The organism is Bradyrhizobium sp. IAR9 (assembly GCF_013408065.1).
In the GTDB taxonomy this organism is placed as follows: Bacteria; Pseudomonadota; Alphaproteobacteria; order Rhizobiales; family Xanthobacteraceae; genus Bradyrhizobium.
Map to the genome: position 1 here is coordinate 580,309 of NZ_JACBZW010000002.1, position 22,407 is coordinate 602,715.

Annotated in this window: 22 protein-coding genes; 11 read left to right on the forward strand and 11 right to left on the reverse strand. The window is 64.9% G+C overall.

Annotation, left to right across the window (positions count from 1 at the left end; all coding sequences use genetic code 11):
* Positions 1–5 precede the first annotated feature (5 nt).
* Positions 6–1,304 (reverse strand): dicarboxylate/amino acid:cation symporter, encoded by a 1,299-nt coding sequence (locus GGD67_RS08305; RefSeq protein ID WP_179732066.1) that lies wholly within the window; start codon positions 1,302–1,304, stop codon positions 6–8.
* A gap of 213 nt (positions 1,305–1,517) precedes the next feature.
* Between GGD67_RS08305 and GGD67_RS08310 the strand changes: the two genes are divergently transcribed.
* The 5 genes from GGD67_RS08310 to GGD67_RS08330 all read left to right on the forward strand — a co-directional run bounded on the left by GGD67_RS08310 (position 1,518) and on the right by GGD67_RS08330 (position 6,785).
* Positions 1,518–2,519 carry an NADP-dependent oxidoreductase gene (locus GGD67_RS08310; protein WP_018316430.1) on the forward strand — a complete coding sequence of 334 codons (1,002 nt, stop codon included), beginning with the start codon at positions 1,518–1,520 and terminating at the stop codon, positions 2,517–2,519.
* Between the two features lie 143 nt (positions 2,520–2,662).
* Positions 2,663–3,508, forward strand: coding sequence for a cysteine rich repeat-containing protein (locus GGD67_RS08315; RefSeq protein WP_179732068.1), 846 nt, complete (start codon positions 2,663–2,665; stop codon positions 3,506–3,508).
* A gap of 120 nt (positions 3,509–3,628) precedes the next feature.
* Positions 3,629–3,844 carry a hypothetical protein gene (locus tag GGD67_RS08320; protein ID WP_179732070.1) on the forward strand — a complete coding sequence of 72 codons (216 nt, stop codon included), beginning with the start codon at positions 3,629–3,631 and terminating at the stop codon, positions 3,842–3,844.
* A 191-nt stretch (positions 3,845–4,035) separates the two neighbouring features.
* On the forward strand, positions 4,036–5,175 hold the full coding sequence (locus GGD67_RS08325; protein ID WP_179732072.1) for an FAD-dependent monooxygenase: 1,140 nt from the start codon (positions 4,036–4,038) through the stop codon (positions 5,173–5,175).
* Entirely contained in the window at positions 5,172–6,785 is a 1,614-nt protein-coding gene (locus GGD67_RS08330) for a benzoate-CoA ligase family protein (protein WP_179732074.1), read from the forward strand. Before GGD67_RS08325 ends, GGD67_RS08330 begins: the two co-directional genes overlap by 4 nt.
* Before the next feature lie 162 nt (positions 6,786–6,947).
* On the opposite strand, the gene GGD67_RS08335 is transcribed toward GGD67_RS08330, so the two are convergent.
* Together GGD67_RS08335 and maiA are read right to left on the reverse strand one after the other, a co-directional pair.
* Positions 6,948–7,460, reverse strand: a complete 513-nt coding sequence (locus GGD67_RS08335) for a MarR family winged helix-turn-helix transcriptional regulator (RefSeq protein WP_179732075.1) — start codon at positions 7,458–7,460, stop codon at positions 6,948–6,950.
* The gene (maiA, locus tag GGD67_RS08340; protein ID WP_179732077.1) at positions 7,450–8,082 is read right to left on the reverse strand and encodes a maleylacetoacetate isomerase; all 633 of its coding nucleotides are present in this window, start codon (positions 8,080–8,082) and stop codon (positions 7,450–7,452) included. Before maiA ends, GGD67_RS08335 begins: the two co-directional genes overlap by 11 nt.
* Positions 8,083–8,261: 179 nt before the next feature.
* Between maiA and gtdA the strand changes: the two genes are divergently transcribed.
* Entirely contained in the window at positions 8,262–9,302 is a 1,041-nt protein-coding gene (gene gtdA, locus GGD67_RS08345; RefSeq protein WP_179732079.1) for a gentisate 1,2-dioxygenase, read from the forward strand.
* Between the two features lie 185 nt (positions 9,303–9,487).
* Here the strand turns inward: gtdA and GGD67_RS08350 are convergent, their stop codons facing one another.
* The 4 genes from GGD67_RS08350 to GGD67_RS08365 form a co-directional block, all read right to left on the reverse strand.
* Positions 9,488–10,309, reverse strand: coding sequence for an ABC transporter permease (locus GGD67_RS08350; RefSeq protein ID WP_179732081.1), 822 nt, complete (start codon positions 10,307–10,309; stop codon positions 9,488–9,490).
* A complete protein-coding gene (locus tag GGD67_RS08355; RefSeq protein ID WP_018316439.1) occupies positions 10,302–11,075 on the reverse strand; it encodes an ABC transporter ATP-binding protein in 774 nt (257 codons plus the stop codon). Before GGD67_RS08355 ends, GGD67_RS08350 begins: the two co-directional genes overlap by 8 nt.
* A gap of 187 nt (positions 11,076–11,262) precedes the next feature.
* Complete coding sequence (locus GGD67_RS08360) at positions 11,263–12,267, reverse strand: ABC transporter substrate-binding protein (RefSeq protein ID WP_091959749.1); 1,005 nt, start codon at positions 12,265–12,267, stop codon at positions 11,263–11,265.
* Between the two features lie 35 nt (positions 12,268–12,302).
* A complete protein-coding gene (locus tag GGD67_RS08365; protein WP_179732083.1) occupies positions 12,303–13,670 on the reverse strand; it encodes an FAD-dependent oxidoreductase in 1,368 nt (455 codons plus the stop codon).
* Positions 13,671–13,781: 111 nt separating this feature from the next.
* On the opposite strand from GGD67_RS08365, the gene GGD67_RS08370 reads away from it, so the two are divergent.
* Together GGD67_RS08370 and GGD67_RS08375 are read left to right on the forward strand one after the other, a co-directional pair.
* Positions 13,782–14,666: a LysR family transcriptional regulator gene (locus tag GGD67_RS08370; protein WP_179732085.1), complete on the forward strand. Its 885-nt coding sequence runs from the start codon at positions 13,782–13,784 to the stop codon at positions 14,664–14,666.
* A 148-nt stretch (positions 14,667–14,814) separates the two neighbouring features.
* Positions 14,815–15,087 carry a hypothetical protein gene (locus GGD67_RS08375; protein ID WP_179732087.1) on the forward strand — a complete coding sequence of 91 codons (273 nt, stop codon included), beginning with the start codon at positions 14,815–14,817 and terminating at the stop codon, positions 15,085–15,087.
* Between the two features lie 329 nt (positions 15,088–15,416).
* Here GGD67_RS08375 and GGD67_RS08380 read toward each other — a convergent pair whose 3' ends face one another.
* On the reverse strand, positions 15,417–16,217 hold the full coding sequence (locus tag GGD67_RS08380; RefSeq protein ID WP_179732089.1) for an enoyl-CoA hydratase-related protein: 801 nt from the start codon (positions 16,215–16,217) through the stop codon (positions 15,417–15,419).
* Positions 16,218–16,369: 152 nt separating this feature from the next.
* Here GGD67_RS08380 and GGD67_RS08385 point away from each other — a divergent pair, with 152 nt between their 5' ends.
* Positions 16,370–17,344 carry a ketopantoate reductase family protein gene (locus GGD67_RS08385; RefSeq protein WP_026201674.1) on the forward strand — a complete coding sequence of 325 codons (975 nt, stop codon included), beginning with the start codon at positions 16,370–16,372 and terminating at the stop codon, positions 17,342–17,344.
* Positions 17,345–17,347: 3 nt separating this feature from the next.
* Here GGD67_RS08385 and GGD67_RS08390 read toward each other — a convergent pair whose 3' ends face one another.
* Positions 17,348–18,025 carry an alpha/beta family hydrolase gene (locus GGD67_RS08390; RefSeq protein ID WP_179732091.1) on the reverse strand — a complete coding sequence of 226 codons (678 nt, stop codon included), beginning with the start codon at positions 18,023–18,025 and terminating at the stop codon, positions 17,348–17,350.
* 126 nt (positions 18,026–18,151) lie between these two features.
* On the opposite strand from GGD67_RS08390, the gene GGD67_RS08395 reads away from it, so the two are divergent.
* Positions 18,152–19,297, forward strand: coding sequence for an acyl-CoA dehydrogenase family protein (locus tag GGD67_RS08395; protein WP_018316447.1), 1,146 nt, complete (start codon positions 18,152–18,154; stop codon positions 19,295–19,297).
* A 6-nt stretch (positions 19,298–19,303) separates the two neighbouring features.
* On the opposite strand, the gene GGD67_RS08400 is transcribed toward GGD67_RS08395, so the two are convergent.
* The gene (locus GGD67_RS08400; protein WP_179732093.1) at positions 19,304–20,284 is read right to left on the reverse strand and encodes a helix-turn-helix domain-containing protein; all 981 of its coding nucleotides are present in this window, start codon (positions 20,282–20,284) and stop codon (positions 19,304–19,306) included.
* Positions 20,285–20,423: 139 nt separating this feature from the next.
* Here GGD67_RS08400 and GGD67_RS08405 point away from each other — a divergent pair, with 139 nt between their 5' ends.
* On the forward strand, positions 20,424–21,149 hold the full coding sequence (locus GGD67_RS08405) for an alpha/beta hydrolase (protein WP_179732095.1): 726 nt from the start codon (positions 20,424–20,426) through the stop codon (positions 21,147–21,149).
* Between the two features lie 43 nt (positions 21,150–21,192).
* Here GGD67_RS08405 and GGD67_RS08410 read toward each other — a convergent pair whose 3' ends face one another.
* On the reverse strand, positions 21,193–22,332 hold the full coding sequence (locus GGD67_RS08410) for an amidohydrolase/deacetylase family metallohydrolase (RefSeq protein ID WP_179732097.1): 1,140 nt from the start codon (positions 22,330–22,332) through the stop codon (positions 21,193–21,195).
* Between the last annotated feature and the right edge of the window lie 75 nt (positions 22,333–22,407).

Sequence of the window (22,407 nt, forward strand, 5' to 3'; positions counted from 1 at the left end):
CGCTCCTACCCATGGCTGGCCATCGCGGGCACTTCGCCCGGCACCATATCCTCGGGCACGACGTCGCCGGGTCCGAGCTCGTGCTCGGGCCCGAGCTCGCCTTCCCATTTGGCTACGACCGAGGTCGCGAGCGTATTGCCGATCACGTTGGTGGCGCTGCGGCCCATGTCGAGGAAGGTATCGATGCCCATGATCATCAACAGGCCCGCCTCGGGAATGTTGAACTGCGCCAGCGTCGAGGCGATCACCACGAGCGAGGCGCGCGGCACGCCGGCGACGCCTTTCGAGGTGATCATCAGCGTCGCCAGCATCGCGAGCTGGGTGCCGAGCGGCATGTCGATGTGGTAGCTCTGCGCGATGAAGACGGCCGCGAAGGTGCAGTACATCATCGTGCCGTCGAGATTGAAGGAATAGCCGAGCGGCAGCACGAAGCTCGAGATCCGCGACGAGGCGCCGAAGCGGTTGAGCGCCTCGAGCGTCTTCGGATAGGCCGCCTCCGAGCTCGCGGTCGAGAACGCGATCATCAGCGGCTCGCGGACCAGCTTCAAGAGATGGCTGTAGCGCGGGCCGATCACGATGAAGCCGACGATGACCAGAATGGTCCACAGGATCGCCAGCGAGAGATAGAAGCCGCCCATGAACACGACGAGCTTCCAGAGCACCAGCAGGCCGTTCTTGGCGACCGTCGCCGTGATGGCGGCCCACACCGCGAGCGGCGCGAACAGCATCACGTAGCTCGTCACCTTCAGCATGATGTGGCCGATGTCGTCGATCAGCGCCAGGATCGGTTTGGAGCGCTCGGGCATTGCGCCCATCGCCACCGAGAAGAACACCGCGAAGATCACGATCTGCAGGATCTCGTTCTGCGCCATCGCGTCCGCGATCGAGGTCGGGATCAGATGGGTCAGGAATTTCTCGATCGAGAAGGCCGAGACCGGCAGGCCGGTCGATTGGCCCGCCGCAGGCAGCGTGCCGGGGAAGTTGGCGCCGGGCTGCAGCAGGTTGACCATGATCAGGCCCAGCAGCAGCGAGACGAAGGAGGCGCTGACGAACCATCCCATGGTCTTGGCGAAGATGCGGCCGAGCTTGGAGCCCGAGCCCATATGCGCGATGCCGCCGACCAGGGTCGCGAACACCAGCGGCGCGATGATCATCTTGATCAGGCGCAGGAACATCATGGCGATCAGGTTGATCGAGGACGCCCAGTCGGCGCGCGTGTCGGGCAGGAAGTTGTAGATTGCCGATCCCATGATGATGCCGAGCACCATCGCGGCCAGAATGTATTGCGTGAACCTGTTCGACATCGCTTACCCCCCACGTACACCGGCGCTTCATGATGTCGCAGTTATCACAACGACGCAACACGCTTTGCGTGTGATCGCGTTTTCAGGATGTTCCCGTTGTGAAATGGAACGCCGCGATCTAGCCTTCATGCAGCGCACAACACATGCGGCCTGCACGTTTTGTTTGCTGCGGCTGCATCAATAATCGTCAAGACAATCAAAGAGGGAAACGCCATGAGCGGCAACATCAATCACCAGATTCTGCTGGTCGAAAAACCCAGCGGCAAGCTCGGCCCCGAACATTTCAAGATGGTGGAGAGCACAGTGCCGGAGCCGAAGGACGGCGAAGCCTTGCTGCGTGTGCGATACATTTCGCTCGACGCCGCCAACCGCGCCTGGATGCACGGCGCGACCTATCGCTCCGCGGTCGAGGCCAACAGCGTGATGGCTGGCGGCGCCATTGCCGAGGTCGTCAGCTCGAAGGCCGAGGGGCTTGCGGCGGGCGACATCGTGTTCGGTGACACCGGCTGGCAGGAATTTGCCGCGGTGCCGGCAAAGCATCTCACCAAGATGCCGAAGCTCGAGCCGATGACGCACCTGCTCAGCGTGTTCGGCATCGCCGGCCTCACCGCCTATTTCGGCCTGCTCGAGATCGGCAAGCCCAAAGAGGGTGAGACCGTCGTGGTCTCCGCGGCCGCGGGCTCGGTCGGCTCAATCGTCGGGCAGATCGCCAAGATCAAAGGATGCCGCGTGATCGGCATTGCCGGCGGCGCGGACAAGTGCAGCTGGCTGACCTCCGAGCTCGGCTTCGATGCCGCCGTCGACTACAAGGACGGCGCGGTCTTCAAGGCGCTGCGCGCAGCTGCACCCAAGGGCATCGACGTCTATTTCGACAATGTCGGCGGCGACATTCTCGAAGCCTGCCTGCCGCAGATGAACAATTATGGCCGCATCGCCTGTTGCGGCGCGATCTCGCAATATGACGGCGCGCCCTCCGCGCACGGCCCGCGCGGCGTGCCCGGGCTGATCGTGGTGAAGCGGCTGGTCATGCAGGGCTTCATCGTGATGGATTACATGAAGGAGAGCCAGCGCGCGCTCGCCGAGCTCCAGGGCTGGGTCAAATCCGGCAAGCTGAAGGTGCAGGAGGACATCATCGATGGCCTCAAGAACACGCCGAAGGCGCTGATCGGATTGCTCGCGGGCGAGAACCGCGGCAAGCGCATGGTCAGGCTCTGACGGCGCAATTGCACCGGCATAATTGACTTGCGGGTGACGTCAAAGCGGCGAATGATGCTGCTTGCGAGGCGTCACTCGCGAAGATTGCGATTACATCACATTTTGAAGTCGTCGGCGTGACCGACGGGGCAGGAAATCACCAGATGTTCAACACGTTGAAACAGGCATCGACGCGCAAGGCGTTGCTGGCGGCCGCGCTCTTCGCAACTGCAACAGGCGCGTTCGCGCAAGCACCGACCGAGGCCCAGAAGAGCGCCATCCGCTCCGCATGCCGTTCGGATTTCATGGCGCATTGCTCGAGCGTGACGCCCGGCGGCGTGGAAGCGTATCAATGCCTGGCGAAGAACATGTCCAGCCTGTCGGCGGGATGCCAGACCGCGGTTCGCGCCGTCGAACCGGCGAAAACCGAAGCTGCCCCCGCCGCGCCGAAGACCGAGGCCGCGCCCAAGGCGGAAACGGCGCCAGCCGCACCGAAAGCAGATGCCGTCCCCGCGGCAAAGCCGGCTGCCGCACCCGCGCAGAAGGCCGCGGCCACCAAGCAGCCGAGCAGCGCGCAGGTTGCGGCGGTCAAGAGCGCGTGCCGCGCCGACTATCCCAAGGTGTGCGCCAGCGTGCCGCCGGGCGGCGCGGCGGCACTCGAATGCCTTGAAAAGAACAAGGCCAGAGTTTCACCGGCCTGCGAGAAGGCCGTGAGCGCCGCAGCCGGCGGTGGCGCTGCCGCAACGGCGGCGCCCGCGGGTGCGGCTCCCGCAGCAGCAGCCCCGGCGGCGGGAGCCGCGCCGGCGGCAGCGCCAGCCGTGATCGTGTTGCGTCCGTTGCTGCCGCGCGAAGAGCTGTTCATCCTGAGGTCGGCCTGCGGCGCCGACATCCGCACGCTCTGCGCCGGCGTCGCGCCCGGAGGCGGCCGCATCATTCAATGCATTTCCAACAGGGCTGCCTCGCTGTCGCCGGCGTGCAAGGACGTGCTCGCCCCATTCGCGGCGAGATAACGCGGCGCACGCGTCAAGCGCGACAATGACGAACGGCGTGCGCATGAATTTTCGCACGCCTGCAACGACAAATCTTTTGCAGATATCCGATTTCGATCACGACAAGCCCGGGAGGACCACATGCGTTCATTGCTGCTCGTCGCTTCTGCACTGCTTGCCTTCGCTGCAACCATGACCTTCGAGGCCACCGACGCCAATGCGGTGGTGTGCGCACGGGGCGTCTATCGCGCCGGCTGCGCCGGGCCGAACGCGGCCGTCGTGGTCCGCAAGCCGGTTCCCGCCGCGCGCTGTACCAGGGTGCTGGTGAACGGGGTCTACGTGAAGCGCTGCGTCTGACGGTGCGGATGGCCAAGCCGGCGCGGTTTGGCTATGATTCGGACCTGACGGTTTCGGACACGCGTAAAAATTGTGTCCGAAGATGCGCTTTGGCGCGCCTGCGTTGGCCGATAATTCCGCTGGCGCGGGACGCCGGAGCACATTAGTCTACCCCTAGATAGTAAGTATACTGTCAATTAGGGAGGCAGACGTTGCGGATCGCCGTGATTGGCGGAGGGCCCGGTGGGCTCTACTTCGCCTATCTCTGGAAGAAGCGTCACCCCGAGGATCAAGTCGACCTGTTCGAACAGAACCCGGCCGACGCGACCTGGGGCTTTGGCGTCGTGTTCTCCGACCAGGCGCTGGAATTCCTGCGTGCCGACGACCCCGAGACGGTCGACGCGATCGCGCCGCACATGGAGAGCTGGGAGAACATCACGCTGAACCTCGGCGGCGACAGCGTCGCCATCGACGGGGTCGGCTTCTCCTCGATCGGGCGGCTCGAGCTGCTGCGGTTCCTGCAGCAGCGCGCGCTCGACGTCGGCGTCACCCCGCGCTTCGACACGCAGATTCATGCCATCGACCAGCTCAACGGCCATGATTTGATCGTCGCTGCCGACGGCTTGAACTCGCAGGTGCGCCGCGCCTTCGAGGGAGATTTCGGCACCTCGCTGTCCTACTCCTCCAACAAGTTCGTCTGGTACGGCACCTCGAAGCGCTTCGACACGCTGTCGCAGACCTTCGTGAAAACCGACCGCGGTGCCTTCAACGCCCATCACTACCGCTACTCGCCGGCCATGAGCACCTTCCTGGTCGAATGCGACCACGCGACCTGGCAGGCCTATGGCTTCGCCTACAAGGACGTCGAGCAGTCCAAGGGCGTCTGCGAAGAGGTGTTCGCGGACACGCTTGGCGGCCATTGCCTCGTCTCCAACAAATCGGTCTGGCGCAACTTCCCCTGGGTCTGGAACGAGCATTGGTCGTTCAAGAACATGGTGCTGATCGGCGATGCCCTGCACTCAGCGCACTTCTCGATCGGCTCGGGCACGCGGCTCGCGATCGAGGACGCCATCGCGCTGGTCAAGGCGCTGGAATCGGATGCGCATCTTGCGACCGCCCTGCATCGCTACCAGGCCGCGCGCAAGCCCATCGTTCAGAAGCTCGTCAACGCGGCCCGCACGAGCGCCTTCTGGTACGAGCACTTCGCCCAGCACATGCACCTCGACCTGATGGATTTCGCCTACAGCTACATCACCCGCTCCGGCCGCATCGACGATTCCCGACTACGCGCGATGTCGCCGGCCTTCATGGCGCGCTACGAGGCGGCCAAGAACGGCGGAGACGAGGCATGAGCAACGAGATCTTCGACCAGGTGCCTACCGACAGCGAGGGCGCGCGTGAGATCGGCTTTGCCGTTCCGGCACTCTACAACGCCAGCCGCGTCCTGTTCGACAATCTCGCCAAGGGCCGTGGCGACAAGCCCGCGCTGATCGGTCCGGCAGGCGCGCGCACCTATGCCCAGCTCTGCGCGGAAGCCTGCCGCTGGGGCAATGGCCTGGCTTCGCTCGGCCTGAAGCGCGGCGACCGCGTGCTGCTGTTCCTCGACGACACCCCGGCCTACCCGGCCGCGTTCTTCGGCGCGGTGCGGGCCGGCTTCGTGCCGCTCCTGATCAACACGCTGACGCCGTCGGACCTCTTGCAATTCTATCTCGCCGATTCCGGCGCTGAAGTCGCGGTCGCCGACGCCGAATTTGCGACGCGCTTCAACGCGGAGGCGTGCCAGGACACAAAGCTGCGCACGCTGATCGTCGTCAATGGCGAGGCACTCGACCACGCCGCGCCGAAGGCGGTCATGGCGACAAGCTGGCTCGCGCAATTCCCGGCCGAGCTGGCGGAAGCGGAGACGCATCGCAACGAGATGGCGTTCTGGATGTACTCGTCCGGCTCGACCGGCCGGCCCAAGGGCATCGTGCATCTCCAGCACGACATGGCCTATAGCGAGCTCGCCTTTGCGCAGAACGTGCTGAAGCTGACGCCTGATGACATCTGCTTCTCGGTGCCAAAGATCTTCTTCGCCTACGGCTTCGGCAACTCCGTCACCTTCCCGTTTTCGGCAGGCGCGGCAACGCTGCTGCTGCCGGGGCAACCGAAACCCGCCGCGATCTTCGCAGCGATCGAGCAGTACAGCCCGACATTGTTCTTCGGCCTGCCGACGCTCTACACGTCCCTGACCAAGGCCGAGGGCGCGCAACAGACCAACTTCTCGTCGCTGCGCATGTCGCTCTCCGCCGCCGAAGTGCTGTCGGCGGAGGTCTTCAACGGCTGGAAGACGCTCACGGGCCTGGAGATCGTCGAAGGCCTCGGCTCGACCGAGGTGCTGCACATCTACCTCTCCAACAGGCCCGAGCAGAAGAAGTTAGGGGCCGCAGGCCTGCGCGTGCCCGGCTACGAGGTCGCGCTGCGCGACAAGGACGGACGCGATGTCGCCGACAACGAGGAAGGCATCTTGTGGGTGCGTGGCGATTCCAACACGCCGCTGTACTGGAACCGGCCGGACAAATCCGCCGAAACCATCCGCGCGGCGGGGTGGATCTACACCGGCGACCGCTTCATCCGCGACGCCGACGGCTTCCACTTCTTCCGCGGCCGCGCCGACGATCTGATCAAGATCTCGGGCCAATGGGTTTACCCGCTCGAGGTCGAGCTGTGCCTCGCCGACCATCCCGATATTCGCGAATGCGCCGTGTTCGCCACCGAGCTGCCGGACCGTCGCATGACGCTGAAGGCGGTGGTGGTGATGAACAACCGCGCGGCCAACCCGGGCGAGACGACACGGCGGCTGCAGGACTATGTGAAGGGCAAGCTGCTTCCTTACAAATATCCGCGAGAGGTGATCTTCACCGACGAGCTGCCGAAGACGGGCACGGGCAAGATCGATCGGCAGGCGCTGCTGCGGATGTGAGGCGAGGACGGTGACACACGCACAGCAATCGTAGGGTGGGCAAAGCGGAGCGTGCCCACGTCTTCTGATCGTTGGAGAGAGATCGTGGGCACGGCGCAAGGGCGCCTTTGCCCACCCTACGAGATCTGAGTGTCGGGCGCGAACATCGCCTCACACCCCTCCTCACCCCGCCTTCCCGAGATGCTCCAGCGCGTCCTCGGCCCGCAGCGGCACCCGTGAGGCCTCGTTGTTGAGATCGACGAGCTGCACCAAAAGCGCCATCAGCGTCTTGCGATCGGCTGGCTTCAGCGGCTCCAGCATCCGTGCCTGGGCGCGCTCGACCGCCGGGATGATCTCGCGCAGGATCGCGGCGCCCGATTTGGTCAGATAGAGCAGCTTGATCCGCTTGTCCTCGGGGGCCGGCTTGCGCTCGACATAGTCCTTGGCCTGGAGACGCTCGATCACGTTGCCAAGCGTGGAGCGGTCGAAGGCGATCACCGCCGATAGCCGCGTCGCGTCGATGCCGGGATGGGTGTGGATCGCGATCAGCGCCGCATATTGCACCGGGGTCAGATCGAACGCCTTGCACTCCTCCATGAAGATCGAGACCGCGATCTGCTGCATGCGCCGGAACAGATAGCCCGGCGCGGCATAGACCGCGTCGATCGTGATCGACGGAGGCGGCTTACTCGGCATCGGGCTGCTTCTCCGGTGCGGCATTGGCAAACGCGGCGAGCGCCTTCGCGGCCGCCTCTGCCGCGAGCAGGCGCGGATAGGCCGACACGTCGACGCCGAAACGGCGGGCATTGGCGAGCTGCGGCACCAGGCAGAGATCGGCGAGCGTCGGCACATCGCCGAAGCAGAACGGGCCGGGCTCGTCCTTGATCAGCGTCTCGCAAGCCGACAGCCCTTCGCGGTTGACCCAGGCGGCCCAGTCCTGGACCTTTTCTTCGGGCAAGCCAAGCTCGCGCAGCCGCGCCAGCACTTTCAGGTTCTGCACCGGATGGGTGTCGCAGGCGATCGCCAGCGCGAACGCCCTCACCTTGGCACGCCGCAGCGGATCCTTCGGCAGCAGCGGCGGATTGGGATGGGTCTCGTCGAGCCATTCGATGATCGCGACCGATTGCGTCAGCACCGCGCCGCCGTCGTTCTCCAGCGCCGGCACGAGACCTTGCGGGTTGATGGCGAGATAAGCGGGCGCGCATTGCTCGCCCTTGCGCAAATGATGCGGCAGGTGCTCGGCTCCAAGGCCCTTGAGGTTCAGCGCGATCCGCACCCGATAGGCGGCGCTGGAGCGGAAATAGCCGTGCAGCTTCATTGGGACCCTCCCTGCTTTTTGTCATTCCGGGGCGATGCGCCGGCATCGAACCCGGAATCTCGAGGTCCTGGGTTCACGCTTCGCGTGCCCCGGAACGACAGCCTTATCACTATCCGTCACATTGACGCTACCTAGATCGTCAGTATACTGTCAATCAACAAACGAACGGGAGCGCCGCCATGGAAGCCGTGACCAAGACGCCGGAACGCGAGGCGTTCTACAAGAAGATCGACGGCGAGAATCTCACCGCGCTGTGGACGGTGATGAGCGATCTGATCACGCCGGAGCCGAAGAGCGCCTGCCGGCCGCACCTCTGGAAATTCGACGTCATCCGCGACTACATGACGGAGGCCGGCAAGCTGATCACCGCCAAGGAAGCCGAGCGGCGCGTGCTGGTGCTGGAGAATCCCGGCCTGCGCGGCCAGTCCAAGATCACGACCTCGCTCTATGCAGGCGTGCAGATGGTGGTGCCCGGCGACGTCGCGCCGGCGCACCGGCACAGCCAGTCGGCGCTGCGCTTCGTGCTCGAAGGCAAGGGTGCGCATACCGCGGTTGACGGCGAGCGCACCGCGATGGAGCCCGGCGACTTCATCATCACGCCGTCGATGACCTGGCACGACCATTCCAACGAGACCGATCAGCCGATGTTCTGGCTGGATGGCCTCGACATTCCGCTGGTGCAGTTCTTCGACTGCTCCTTTGCCGAAGGCTCCAAGGAAGACCAGCAGAAGATTACGAGACCGGCCGGCGACAGCTTTGCCCGCTACGGCCACAACCTGCTGCCGGTCGACGTCAAGCGGAGCTCGAAGACCTCGCCGATCTTCAGCTATCCCTATGCCTACACGCGCGAGGCGCTGGAGAAAGCCAGGACGAGCCAGGAGTGGGACGCCTGCCACGGGTTGAAGCTGAAGTTCAGCAACCCCGAGACCGGCGATTTCGCCATGCCGACCATCGGCACGTTCATCCAGCTGCTGCCGAAGGGTTTTAACACCGCGCGCTATCGTTCGACCGATGCCACCGTGTTCTGTCCGATCGAAGGCCGTGGCCGCAGCCGCATCGGCGATGCCGTGTTCGAATGGGGCCCGCGCGATCTGTTCGTGGTGCCGAGCTGGCAATGGGTCACGCACGAAGCGGATGAGGATGCCGTGCTGTTCAGCTTCTCGGATCGTCCGGTGCAGCAGAAGCTGGATTTGTTCAGGGAGGATCGCGGGAACGCGTGAGGCACGCCGGTCTCGTAGGGTGGATTAGCCGAAGGCGTAATCCACCAACGGTATCTCCGCGCGGAAACGAGGACTTGTAGGGTGGGCAAAGGCGCACTTGCGCCGTGCCCACGCACCTTCGCGACTCATCAAGAGATCGTGGGCACGCTTACGCTTTGCCCACCCTACGGGTGCCGTGAATGTGGCTACCGCCAGTGCAACAGCCTAAGCTCCAGCCAGCCGATCACCTTCCCGACCGCCAACCCGAACACCGACAGGATGACCACGCCCGCGAGCAGCTGATCTGTCTGCATCAGATTGCCGGCCTGGAGCACGAAGGCGCCGATGCCGTATTGGGCGCCGATCATCTCGGCGCTGACGACGAGGAGCAGCGCCACTGATGCGGTGATGCGGAAGCCGGCGAGGATCGCGGGCAGCGCCCCCGGCCAGACCACCTTGCGCACGATGGTGGCGAAGGGAACGTTGAAACTCTGCGCCATGCGGATGAGGTTGCGCGGCACCGCATCGACGCCGCTATAGACCGAGATCGCGGTCGAGAAGAACACGCCGAGCGCGATGGTCGCGATCTTCGGCTCTTCGCCGATGCCGAGCCACAGGATCAACAGCGGCAGCAGCGCGATCTTCGGGATCGGGAACAGCGCCGAGATGAAGGTGATGCCGACGCTGCGCGCCAGCCGCGACAGGCCGATGGCAAAGCCGACGGCGACGCCGGCCGCCGTCCCCAACAGCCAGCCGACGCCGATGCGCAGCAGCGAGGCCGACAGATGCTGCCAGAGCGCGCCTGAGATCGCGAGCTGATAGATCGCCCGTGCGATCGCCGACGGCGCAGGCAGAAACAGGGGATTGACGAGGCCGGTGCTGCCCGCCGCCTGCCAGATCGCGATGACGAGGGCGAGCGCGATCCAGCCGCCGAAACGGCTCGACGCGGGCACGAAGCCTGCGCCACGAAAGCGAACGCGCCGCGTCGCGCTATCCTTCGCAGTGTCAGCCGCCGCGCGATCAAGCATGCTGGACCTCGCGCTCGGCATCGATGGCTTCGTTGCGGATGAGCGACCAGATCTGGTTCTGCAGCGCCAGCAGTTTTTCGCGCGCCGCAGCTTCGCCGCGCTCGCTGCGCGTCATCGGCACGGTCACGACCTCGCGGATGCGCCCCGGTCGTCGCGACAGCACCACGATGCGATCGGCCAGCCGCGCGGCCTCTTCGAGATTATGGGTGACATAGACCGCGCCCATGCCGCCATCGGCGAGCAGGCGGACGAAATCCTCCATCAGGAGTTCGCGGGTCTGCGAATCCAGCGCCGACAGCGGCTCGTCCATCAAGAGGATCGCGGGCTTCACCGCCAGCGCGCGCGAGATGCCGACACGCTGGCGCATGCCGCCGGAGAGCTGCTTTGGATAGGTTTTGCGGAAATCGGTCAGGCCCGTCCGGCGCAAGGCATCGTCGACCAGCGCGCGGCGCTGCGTGGCCGAGAGCTGGGTGTGCAGCAAAGGGAATTCGACGTTCTCCTCCACGCTCGCCCAGGGCAGCAGCGCAAAATCCTGGAACACGAAGGTGAGCGGATTGAGGCTGTCCGCTGGCGGCGCGCCGCGCAGCTCGGGCGCGCCGGAGGTCGGCTGCAGCAGGCCACCTAGTATGGACAGCAGCGTGCTCTTGCCGCAGCCGGAGGGCCCGACGATCGCCACCACCTCGCCGGCGCTCACCGTGAAGGAGACGTCGTCGAGCACGGCGAGGTCGCCGAAGCGGTGGGAGATGTGGTTGGCGATCAGGTCCATGGGGAACCTTCAACTCTCAACCCGTCATCCTGAGGTGCGAGCATTGCGATGCGTATGCATCGCGATGAGAGCCTCGAAGGATGAACGGCCGAGGCGCATCCGGGCCGTACGCCCTTCGAGGCCCACCTTGCGGCACGCCGCAAGGTGGGCACCTCAGGGTGACGGGGATAGTTGGGAGTACGGGGCATCAATCCGCCTTCACATAGTCCTTCGCGATGATCGCATTCGCGTCAAAACCCTTGTCGGCAAAGCCCTGCTCCTGGAGCCATTTGATCTGGTTGTCGACGTTCTTCACGTCGAGCTTGCCGTCGGGATCGATATAGGCGCAATTGCCGACCACCTGCTCGACCGGCAGATTGGTGTACTTCGCGATGATCTCCAGCAGCGGCTTGGTCTTGTCGTTGATCGGGGCGACGCCGTCCTTCATCGCGGCGAGGATGACGTCGTGATATTCGCGGTCGGCCTTGGCGAGTGCGCCGAGCAGCTTTGTCACCAGTGCCTTGTTGGTCAGCGTCTTCGGCGAGGCGAACACCGCACCCAGCTGCCACGGCGTCTCGTCGCCGACCCACCCCAGGAATTTCGCGCCGCCTTCATCCGTGAGCTTGCGCGCGGTCGAGATCGGCAGCAGCGCCGCATCGACGGTCTCGCCTTTCAGCGCGGCCGCCGCATTCGACAGCGATTGCAGCGGCACGATCTTCACGTCCGCAAGCTTGAAGCCGTATTTGTCGGCGAGCAGGCCAAGCGAATAGTGGAAGGAGGAGCCGACCTGCGTCATCGCCACGCGTTTACCCGCGAGGTCCTTCGGCGTCTTCAATCCGGCTGCGTAAGCGTTGTTGCTGGCGAAATAGCCGATCAGGGGATAGCCGGCTTTCTCGCGGCTCATGCCGCCGATGACCTTCAGCACGCCCTTGCCGGCGAGATTGTAGAGACCGGCGGTGAAGGCGGTGATGCCGAAATCGACGTCGCCCGAGGTCGTCGCGACCGCGATCGGCTGCGCCGCGTCGAAGAATTTCAGCTCCACCTCGAGGCCGGCCTCGCGGAAATAGCCCTTGTCCTGCGCGATGAAGACAGGCGCGGAGGACGACAGACGGAGCACGCCGATCCTGGCCTTCAGCGCATCCTCGGCATGGGCTGTGCCCATTGCCATGATCGCCAAAAGACTGGCTGCCGCGAGCCGCGCAATTCCGATCATCCCGTTTCCTCCGCCGTCGTTTATCTTGCAGTCCGTTACAGGCCCTCGGGCACCGGCTGGTCCCGTCCGATGAAGGCGCCCTGTTGTTTCAACGTTTCCTGCAACTTTTCAATGGGGATTTCGCGCGGGATCCGGTTTCCGGAGAGCGCCAGCGCGGCGGCGGAACCGGCTGCCTCGCCCATCACGAAACAGGCACCGGAGACCCGCGCCGCGGACTGGCCCTCATGGGTCATGGAGGCGCAGCGGCCGGCGACCAGGAGGTTGTCGACGCCTTCAGGCACCAGCATGCGGTAGGGCAGCTCGTTGTAGCCGCGCGATTCCGGGATCGGCGGGAAGGTGAAGACGACATCGCCGGGCACGTGAGCCTCGATCGGCCAGCCATTGACGCCGATGGAATCCTCGAACGAGGCGCAGCCGAGCACGTCCTCGCCGCTGAGCTGGTAGCCGCCCTTGATGCGACGGGTCTCGCGGATGCCGAGCTGCGGCGGCAAATCGACGATGTAGGATTTTTCAAAGCCCGGCACGGTGCTACGCAGGAACTCGTACGCGGCAAGCGCCTGCTTGCGGCCCTCGATCTCACCGCGGGTGAGATCGTCAGGCTCGACGCCGTTGATGGCATGGCCGTCCTCGCGCGCCACCTGCGTGAAGTTCACCCGCCATTCGATGCCGGATTTCTGCGGCCGCACGATCGCGCTTTTCCGCGGGAATGTGTGCGTGCCGGCCGCGATGGCCTCTTCCATCAATTGCGGGATGGTGCGCCAGGCATCGCCGGCCTTGTCGGGGTCGATGCCGTTGAGACGGAGCATCATCGAGGGGTACATGGGATGGCCGTGCGCGTCGCCGATCTCGAACGGCGCGCCGCCCCAGACCGCGAGGTCACCATCGCCGGAGCAGTCGATGAAAATCTCCGATCGCACCGCCTGCCGGCCGGCCTTGGTCTCGACCATCAGCGCGTCGATGCGGCTGTTGTCGCCCATCACGACGCCGGCGCCGAGCGCGTGGAAGAGGATGTGCACCCTGTGGCTTGCGAGAAGTTGATCGGCCGCGATCTTGTAGGCCGCGGTGTCGTAGGCCTGCGCAAAAACCTTGCCGAGGATCAGATGCGGGGTGTTGAGGCCGTTCAGCCGATCGATCCGCGCCAGCAGCTCGGAAGCCATGCCCTGCACGAGGCGATGGGCCTGGCCGTAGACATTGCCATGCAGACCGCAAAAATTTGTGACACCGGCCGCAGTGCCCATGCCGCCGAGAAAGCCGTAGCGTTCGACCAGCAGCGTCTTTCGCCCGGCGCGCGCCGCTGAGGCCGCGGCGACGATGCCGGCGGGGCCGCCGCCGAGCACGACGACTTCATATTCGCCATAGAGCGGCACCTGGCGTGCCGGTTCTTCGATCATTGTGGCCCGCATGGCGCGTCCCTTCCCAAATTCCTTTGCTTGGGAGCGACTATGAATTAGCTCGTACCGAGGTACAATCCACCAAAATACGCGATCAGCTTTCGCAAATCGAGAAAGGTCGACATGGACATCCTCGTGAACCTGCAGGCCTTTCTCGCCACCGCCGATGCCGCCGGCTTCTCGGCCGCCGCGCGAAAGCTCGGCGTCTCGACCTCCGTCGTCGCCAAACGCGTCACGCAGCTCGAGGCGCGGATCGGCACGGCACTGTTTCACCGCTCGACCCGGCAGTTGCGACTGACCGAGGCCGGACAGCGCTATGTGCATCGCGCCCGCGGCGTGGTGACCGATGCGACCGACCTGCTCTCACGCATGGGCGAGAAGGGTCACGATCTCGTCGATCACCTGCGCATCAAGGCACCGACCTCGCTGACCGTCGTCCGGCTCGCCGACGCCTTCAGCGCGTTCCAGACCCAGAACCCGAAGCTGAAGCTCGATATCGTGCTGATCGATCGCCCCGTCGATCCCGTCACCGAAGGCTTCGACATCGCCATCGGCGCCTTCCCGCACTCGTTCGGCGGCGTGGTCGACGAGCCGCTCTGCGCGCTGAAGCGGCTGCTCTGCGCCTCGCCCGCTTATTTGAAAAAGCACGGCACGCCAAAGCATCCGCGCGATCTCGTCGAGCATCGCTGCCTCAGCTTTCTGCCCACCGGCCCGGAATGGATCTTCGACGGACCGCGCGGCCGCATCAGCATCCAGGTCAGTCCGCTGCTGTCCTCCAACGAGGGCCATGTGCTGGCGCGCAGCGCGATCGCCGGCAACGGCATTGCGTTGATGTCGCATTACCTCGTCGCGGATGCCTTGCGCGACGGCACGCTCAAGCCGGTGCTGCGCGACTTCCCGATTCCGGAATTGTGGGTGAAGGCCGCGATCCCCGAGCGGCGCCGCAACGCAGCGGCGGTGCAGGCGCTGCTGACGCTGCTGAAAACGTCACTGGCGCCATCGCTGTAGGCCGGATCATTTGTGAGAGGGCCGTAGCCCGCATGGAGCGCAGCGGAATGCGGGGACACCGGCCCCGGATTACGCTTCGCTTCATCCGGGCTACACGCCCGCCAAAAGACGGTTGCCCGGGAATGACGGACCTGACAGAAGTGCCCGCATGGATTCGCTACTCTTGAAATTCGCCTTGCCCGCCCTGACCGCTCTCGCGATCTCAACCACCGCTGCCTCGGCCCTGGAGCAGAACTGCCGCTTCATTCAAACCAAACCCGAGCGTGAAGCCTGCTACAAGCGGCAGGAGGACGAGCTCGCCGCAAAGCGCAAGCCCGTTGCGCCTGCCAATGACGGTCAGACACTCGAAACGCTGCGCCAGATGCGGCAGGACGACGACGCCGTCTATCGCAGCATCAACAACATCTGCCGCGGCTGCTGAGCGGACCGCATTTCCTTCATATTGGCGATTGCTGAGACCACAAAATGAAGCTGGTGAAGGTGTTGGACCCGATAGAGATCGTCTCTCCCTCTACGGGGAAACCGGAGCAACGGCGTATCGCAATACTACAGCGCGACGATGGGCATTTCACCTTCGCTGAAGAATACTCGTATAGATCGGAACATGAAGATGAAGTCATTGCCGAAGGTTGGCAACAGCTTCCTCCCGAGGGTATCTTTGAGAGTGCAGAGGTAGCAGAGGTCGGAGGTCGGTCCGCGCTCCTCGACAGACATAAGCGATAGTCAAGGAAGGCCGGAGGCCTGCAGGCTTCATGAGCCACCACTCCAATTCCCCGCCCGCTTCTCGGCGAACGAGGCCAGCCCTTCTGCAGCCTCCGCGCTCTGGCGCTTGAGTGAATGCAGCTGCACGAGTCGCGTGTAGGCGGCATCGTCCACCGCCATGCCGCCGAACGAGCTCTCCAGTGCGAGCTTCTTGGTCTCGGCCATCGCCTCCGGCCCGTTGGCGAGCAACTGCTCGACGACCTTCGCGCCTGCGGCTTCGAGATCGGCGAGCGGCACCACCTCGTGGACGAGGCCGATGCGGCGGGCGTCCTCAGCGCCGAAACGCTCGCCGGTCAGCGCGTAACGCCGCACTTGCCGGACGCCGATGGCGTCGCAAAGCTGCGGGATGATGATCGCGGCGGTCAGGCCCCAGCGCACCTCGGTGATCGAGAACAGGGCATTGTCCGCGGCGATCACGACGTCGCAGGCCGCGATCACGCCGGTGCCGCCGCCGAAGCAGCCGCCTTGCACCAAAGCGACCGTCGGGATCGGCAGCGTGTTCAGCCGCTGCACGGCTTCGAAGGTCGCGCGCGAGGCCGCCTCGTTCGCCTCTGCCGATTGCGGCCGCACGCCGTTGATCCATTTCAGGTCGGCGCCGGCCTGGAAATGCTTGCCGTTGCCCCTCAGCACGACGACGCGAAGATTCGGCTTTTTGCCGAGATCGTCCATCGCCGCGAGCACGCCCGCCATCAACGCGCCGTCATAGGCGTTGTTGACCTCCGGCCGGTTCAACGTGACGGTCGCAACCCCACGCTCATCAAGGGTCCACAGCACGGGGCTGGCAGTCATCGGCGATCCCTCCGGTCATTGTTTGCCCTGCACTATGGCCGAGGCAACGCATGCCGATCCATATCTTTCCAGCGTGGGGCGGCCGCGTCCATCGCATGGCGGCTTGTGTCATGCTGCCGCCCGGTGGCACCAAGGGACAGGACGGAATCATCATGCGCATCTGCATTTTCGGCGCGGGCGCCGTCGGCAGCCACATCGCGGTCCGGCTGGCGCGCGCCGGTCATGACGTTTCGTGCGTGATGCGGGGGGCGCATCTGGAGGCGGTCCGGGCAGGTGGCCTCAAACTGCGCGTCGGTGATTCCGAGGTCTCCGCCAAGGTGAACGCCTCGGGCGATCCGGCCCAGCTCGGGCCGCAGGACGTCGTGATCTCGACCTTGAAGGCCACTGCGCTCCCGGGACTGGTCGCCAGCATCAAGCCGCTGCTTCAGGACGACACCGCCATCGTCTTTGCCCAGAACGGTATCCCCTGGTGGTACGGGATCGGCCTGCCGCCGCGGCATCCGGCGCCGCCGGACATTTCCTTCCTCGATCCCGGCGGGCGCTTGCGCAGCTGCATCCCGAAGGAGCGGATCATCGGCGGCGTCGTCTTCTCCTCCAACGAGGTGACGGCGCCAGGCGTGGTGCACAACCTCACCCCGGACCGAAACCGCCTCTTGATCGGCGAATGCGACGACCGCAATTGCGAGCGCATCACCAGGCTTCGCGGCGTCTTCAACGACGCGCGGCTGGAATCACCGCCGGTCGCCGAAATCCGCGAGGCGATCTGGTCAAAGCTGCTGACCAACATGTCGCTGTCGGTGCTGTGCCTGCTCACAGGCCAGACCGCACGCGGCGTGCGCGACGATGCCGCCTTTGCGGAGGTCATCCCGCGCATGCTGAACGAGGCCAACGACATCGCCCAGCACTTCATCCCCGAGGTCAAGCGCGTGACGCGCAGCGGGCCCGCCCCCAATCACAAGCCCTCGCTGCTGCAGGACTACGAGCTTGGCCGCGCCATGGAGATCGACGTGCTGGTGAGGGCGCCCGCCGCCTTCGCGCGCACCGCCGGCCTGTCCACACCGACGCTCGACCTGATCGCCGCGCTGGCAATCCAGAAGGCGCGCGACAAGGGGCTTTATGCGGCGTGAAGCTCAGGCGAGTTCGTCAATCCAGGCCGCGAGCGTGTCGAGCACTTCTGTGAGCGCCTCTTCATTCGTCCGGCCGGACTTCTTCAGCACCGCGAAGGAATGATCGCCGCCTTCGACCGCGTGCAGAGTCGCCTTCGCGCCGAGCGCCGTGACGACGGGCCTGAGATGGCCGAGATCGGCAAGCCCGTCCCGCGTGCCCTGCAGGAACAGCATGGGGATCGTGACCCCCGCGAGGTGCTCGGCACGCTCGGACGACGGCTTCTTGGCGGCATGCAGGGGGAAGCCGAGGAAGGCGAGCCCTTTGACGCCTTGCAGCGGCGCCTTCGACTGCGCCTGCGAGGTCATGCGCCCGCCGAACGATTTTCCGCCGGCGACAAGCGGCACCCCGGGACACTGCCGTGCCGCCTCCTCCACCGCCGCGCGGATGGCGGAGTGCGCGACCGCCGGCTGGTCGGGGCGCCCCTTCTTCTCTTCCATGTAGAGGAAATTGAAGCGGAGCGCCGCGATGCCGCGATCCGCGAGTCCTTCTGCGGTCTTCGCCATGAAGGCATGCCGCATGTCGGCGCCCGCACCATGTGCCAGCACGTAACAGGCCCTCGCGCCGTCAGGCTGCGTCAGGATCGCTGACACCGTGCCGATGTTTTCGATGTCGAGCTTGAGCTCTTGAGTTTTGACAGCCACAATCGATCATCCCGACAGACGCGTTTCCGGCCGCCTTGGTAGCGTCACCGGCGCAGCCTGAAAACACAATAATTGCCGCGCCCGGCTGGCCTACCAAGCCGGAACTGCGCATCAACCGAGGTAACCATGTCCTACCGCTCCTCCTGGATGACCGAAGAGCTCGACGTCTTTCGCGACCAGTTCCGGAAATACCTCGCCAAGGACCTGGCGCCACATGCCGAAAAATGGCGCGAGCAGAAGATGGTCGACCGCTTCGCCTGGCGCGGCCTCGGCGAGATGGGCGCGCTGCTGGCGAGCGTCCCGGAGGAATATGGCGGCCTGGGCGCCACCTTCGCCTATGACGCGGCGGTGCTGGACGATCTCGAAAGCACGGTGCCGGAGATGACGACCGGCGTCTCCGTGCACAGCGCCATCGTCGCGCATTACATCCTCAATTACGGCTCGGAGGAGCAGAAGAAGCGCTGGCTGCCGAAGATGGCCTCGGGCGAGATGGTCGGCGCCATCGCCATGACCGAGCCCGGCACCGGCTCGGACCTGCAGGCCGTCAAGACCACGGCGAAGAAGCAGGGCAATTCCTACGTCATCAACGGCCAGAAGACGTTCATCACCAACGGCCAGGCCGCCGATCTCGTCATCGTGGTCGCGCGCACCGGCGACGCCGGCGCCAAGGGCATCTCGCTGATCGTGGTCGAGACCGCGGGCGCGGACGGCTATAAGCGCGGGCGCAACCTCGACAAGATCGGCCTGCATGCCTCCGACACCTCGGAACTGTTCTTCGACAACGTCACCGTGCCGCCCGAGAATTTGCTCGGCAAGGAGGAAGGCCAGGGTTTTGTCCAGCTGATGCAGCAATTGCCGCAGGAGCGCCTTGCGCTCGCGGTCGGCGCCGTCGCCTCGATGGAGCGCGCGGTCAAGCTCACCACCGACTACACCAAGGAGCGGAAAGCGTTCGGCAAGCCGTTGATGGATTTCCAGAACACCGCCTTCAAGCTCGCCGAGCGCAAGACCGAAGCCATGATAGCGCGCGTCTTCGTCGACTGGTGCATCGAGCGCCTGGTCGCCGGGGATCTCGACACCGTCACGGCGTCGATGGCGAAATACTGGTGCTCGGAGAAGCAGGTCGAGACCGCCGACGAATGCCTCCAGCTGTTCGGCGGCTACGGCTACATGCAGGAATACCCGATCTCGCGCATCTTCATCGATTCCCGCATCCAGAAGATCTATGGCGGCACCAACGAGATCATGAAGCTGCTGATCGCTAGGTCGCTGTAGCTCGATTCATTGCGCACGCCAGTCACGCGGCCGGCAGCCGAAGCGTTGCTTGAAGCGTCGCGTGAAGTGCGACAGGTCCGAGAAGCCCCAGTCGAACGCGATGGCGCCGATCGCACGATCCGCCATCGCAGCATCCCTGAGATCCCTGGCCGCGCCGTCGAGCCGATGGTCGATGACGTATTCGGTGAAGCTGGAGCCCGATCGCGCCAGCAGCTTGTGCACGTAGCGCTCGCTGATGCCCACGGCATCGGCGACATCGGCAACTGCAAGCCCGGGCTCGCGGAGCCGCCGGTGAATGGCACGTTTCAAGGCCAGCGTGGTGGTATCGGCGAGATTTTCCGACTCGGCAGCACCTGCCCGGCTGCGACGTGACAGGCTCACGGCAACCAGCTCGATCAACGCCCGGAACAGAAGCACGCCCTCATCCTCGGTCATGCGCAGCGCCCCGTCGCTGAGCGTGCGCGCCGTCTCGACGATGAGATGGCCGACGAAGGGATCGTCGGACACGCGCACCGCAGCGACATCGAACGAAGCGGGCAGCCGTTCGCGCAACGCCTCAGCCGGCACCCAGAACGAGGCGACACGCAATTGCGGACCACGATCGTGCAAAAGCGCGAACTGCTGGTCGCTGTCGAAGATGCCGACCTGTCCGGGCGACAGGCTGATCTCGCGATTTCCTTGCAGGATGCGACAGCGGCCGGCCAGCTTCAGATTGAGATAGAAGCAGCTGCGGTCGGACGCCGCGATGTCGGCTGCGGAACGGCGCACCACGTGTTCGGGAAAGCTGACGCGGTTGATTGCGGCGTCGCCGAGACGGACGTGCTCGACGCTGGCGGGAAAGCCGGCTGCCGCCGTCGGCTCCGGCGTCAGATTCATGAAAGCCTGGCAGATCGCCTCGCGATAATAGGCGAATTGCTCCGCTGGCCGGACGCCCGCGGTGTCCCAGGCCGATTGGCGTGACGGAACGGCGCGCTCGATCTGCTGCATCGGTTCACTCCGAGACCAATCCGGTTCACTCCCAGCCAAGCAACGAATTCGTTACCGGTTCAGGTTTGCCGCGCGGCCACACTGCCCCGCCAAGACCATCATGCGCCGATCTAACCACACCCTCGGGAGGAGCCACAACATGTCCACCTACGTTCTCGTCCACGGCGCCTGGCACACCGGCACCGAGTTCGAGCCTGTCGCCGCCCCCATCCGCGCGGCAGGCCATCAGGTCCATACCCCCACCATCAAAGGCAACCGTCCGGGCGATGCCAAGACGACCGGGCTGAAGGAAGCGATCCAGTCGATCGCTGATTATCTTGCCGAGAACAATCTAAAGGACGTCTTCCTGCTCGGCCATTCCTATGGCGGCATGGTCATCACCGGCGTTGCCGACCTGGCTCCCGAGCGGATCCGCCGCCTGATCTATTGGAATGCCTTCGTGCCCAACGACGGCGAATGTCTCAACGACATGGTGCCGCCGCATTATATCGGGCTGTTTGACGCGATCGCGGCCGAGCGCGGCGACGGCTCGGTGGTCTTGCCTTTCCCGGTCTGGCGCGAGGCCTTTATCAATGATGCGGATATCGCGCTGGCGCAGAAGGCCTACGACGTGCTCAATCCGCATCCCCTGGCGACCTTCACCGACAAGATCGCGCTCAAGACCAATCCAGCCGAAATGCCGCTGGCCAAATCCTACATCAACTGCACCGAGGACACCGCGATGCCGCACAGCCATCCCTGGCATCCGCGGCTGTCAGAGAAGCTCGGCCTGTTCCGCCTGGTGCAAGTGCCGGGAAGCCATGAGCTGTGCTTCTCCGATCCGGCACGGCTCGCCAAAGCGATCATGGAGGCGGGACGCGACTGACAGGTGAATCCCGTGGCGACGCTCACGACCGGTGAGCGCCGCCTCAGTTCGGATGCCACCAGCGGCCGCCGATGACGACGCCTTCGGAGACGATCTTGCGGTCGCCGATCAAATGCTCGCCGACGACGTCCTCGTAGTCGAACTGGCCCTGCCTGACCGTAACAAGCGTGGCGTCGCCGACGCAGCCGGGCTTGAGGCTGCCGAGCTCGGGGCGGCGCAGCGCCATCGCCGCATTCACCGTCGAGGCCGCGATCACGTCGGATAGCTCCATGCCCATGCAGAGGAATTTCGACATGGTCGTGACCTGGTCATAGGCCGGGCCGTCGATGCAGAGCTGGTGGATGTCGGAGGAGATGGTATCCGGATAGAAGCCGTTCGCGAGCATCGCGCGCGCGGTCTTGAACGCGAACGAGCCCTTGCCGTGGCCGATGTCGAACAGCACGCCGCGCTCGCGCGCGTCCAGCACCGCCTTCTTCACCGTACCCTGCGCGGTTGCCGGCGTGTTCGGGAACGGACGAAACGCGTGGGTCAGCACGTCGCCGGGCCGCAGGCGTGCCAGCACCTCCTCATAGCTCGGCGGCGGATGGTCGATATGCGCCATCAAGGGCATGCCGACCTCGTTGGCGACCTCGAGCGCGATGTCGAGCGGTACCGCCCCCGACGTGCCCGAGGAGTGCAGGCCGACACGGACCTTGATGCCGACGATGAGGTCGCGGTTGGCATCGGCCACCTTGGCCGCCTCGATCGGGTTCATCAGCCGCAGCTCCTCGCTCTCGCCGACCATGATCCGGTGCGAGAAGCCGAAGATGCCGGCATGGGAAACGTGCAAATAAGCGAGGATGCGGACCTGGCTCGGCTCGATCACATGCTTGCGGAAGCCGGCGAAATTGCCGGGCCCGGCGCTGCCGGTGTCGACCGCGGTAGTGACGCCGGAGAGGCGGCAGAATTCCTCGGCATCGATGCCGAGCGAGGTGCCGCCCCAATAGACATGGGTGTGGAGATCGATCAGCCCCGGCGTCACGATGTATTTCGAAGCGTCGCGCACATTCGTGCCCGGATCCGCCTTGAGCCCGGTCCCGACCGCCGCCACCTTGCCACCGGCAAAGGCGACATCCATCACAGCATCGAGCTTCTGGGAGGGGTCGATCACTCGGCCCCCGCGCAGGATCAAGTCGAAAGTCATTTTTGTCTCCGGACGTGGCATGGCGGGCGCGGGCCAAGCCGCTTCCTGCCTCTCAAATGGCCTATAGCAAATCTT

What these genes read in the sequence shown, in the direction of transcription:
- GGD67_RS08310 (WP_018316430.1), top strand. Translation starts at nt 1,518, where the DNA reads ATGAGCGGCAACATCAATCACCAGATTCTGCTGGTCGAAAAACCCAGC.
- GGD67_RS08405 (WP_179732095.1), top strand. Translation starts at nt 20,424, where the DNA reads ATGTCCACCTACGTTCTCGTCCACGGCGCCTGGCACACCGGCACCGAG.
- GGD67_RS08305 (WP_179732066.1), bottom strand. Translation starts at nt 1,304, where the DNA reads ATGTCGAACAGGTTCACGCAATACATTCTGGCCGCGATGGTGCTCGGC.
- gtdA (WP_179732079.1), top strand. Translation starts at nt 8,262, where the DNA reads ATGGAAGCCGTGACCAAGACGCCGGAACGCGAGGCGTTCTACAAGAAG.
- GGD67_RS08350 (WP_179732081.1), bottom strand. Translation starts at nt 10,309, where the DNA reads ATGCTTGATCGCGCGGCGGCTGACACTGCGAAGGATAGCGCGACGCGG.
- GGD67_RS08335 (WP_179732075.1), bottom strand. Translation starts at nt 7,460, where the DNA reads ATGCCGAGTAAGCCGCCTCCGTCGATCACGATCGACGCGGTCTATGCC.
- GGD67_RS08360 (WP_091959749.1), bottom strand. Translation starts at nt 12,267, where the DNA reads ATGATCGGAATTGCGCGGCTCGCGGCAGCCAGTCTTTTGGCGATCATG.
- GGD67_RS08315 (WP_179732068.1), top strand. Translation starts at nt 2,663, where the DNA reads ATGTTCAACACGTTGAAACAGGCATCGACGCGCAAGGCGTTGCTGGCG.
- GGD67_RS08385 (WP_026201674.1), top strand. Translation starts at nt 16,370, where the DNA reads ATGCGCATCTGCATTTTCGGCGCGGGCGCCGTCGGCAGCCACATCGCG.
- maiA (WP_179732077.1), bottom strand. Translation starts at nt 8,082, where the DNA reads ATGAAGCTGCACGGCTATTTCCGCTCCAGCGCCGCCTATCGGGTGCGG.
- GGD67_RS08395 (WP_018316447.1), top strand. Translation starts at nt 18,152, where the DNA reads ATGTCCTACCGCTCCTCCTGGATGACCGAAGAGCTCGACGTCTTTCGC.
- GGD67_RS08330 (WP_179732074.1), top strand. Translation starts at nt 5,172, where the DNA reads ATGAGCAACGAGATCTTCGACCAGGTGCCTACCGACAGCGAGGGCGCG.
- GGD67_RS08365 (WP_179732083.1), bottom strand. Translation starts at nt 13,670, where the DNA reads ATGCGGGCCACAATGATCGAAGAACCGGCACGCCAGGTGCCGCTCTAT.
- GGD67_RS08410 (WP_179732097.1), bottom strand. Translation starts at nt 22,332, where the DNA reads ATGACTTTCGACTTGATCCTGCGCGGGGGCCGAGTGATCGACCCCTCC.
- GGD67_RS08380 (WP_179732089.1), bottom strand. Translation starts at nt 16,217, where the DNA reads ATGACTGCCAGCCCCGTGCTGTGGACCCTTGATGAGCGTGGGGTTGCG.
- GGD67_RS08400 (WP_179732093.1), bottom strand. Translation starts at nt 20,284, where the DNA reads ATGCAGCAGATCGAGCGCGCCGTTCCGTCACGCCAATCGGCCTGGGAC.
- GGD67_RS08320 (WP_179732070.1), top strand. Translation starts at nt 3,629, where the DNA reads ATGCGTTCATTGCTGCTCGTCGCTTCTGCACTGCTTGCCTTCGCTGCA.
- GGD67_RS08375 (WP_179732087.1), top strand. Translation starts at nt 14,815, where the DNA reads ATGGATTCGCTACTCTTGAAATTCGCCTTGCCCGCCCTGACCGCTCTC.
- GGD67_RS08355 (WP_018316439.1), bottom strand. Translation starts at nt 11,075, where the DNA reads ATGGACCTGATCGCCAACCACATCTCCCACCGCTTCGGCGACCTCGCC.
- GGD67_RS08370 (WP_179732085.1), top strand. Translation starts at nt 13,782, where the DNA reads ATGGACATCCTCGTGAACCTGCAGGCCTTTCTCGCCACCGCCGATGCC.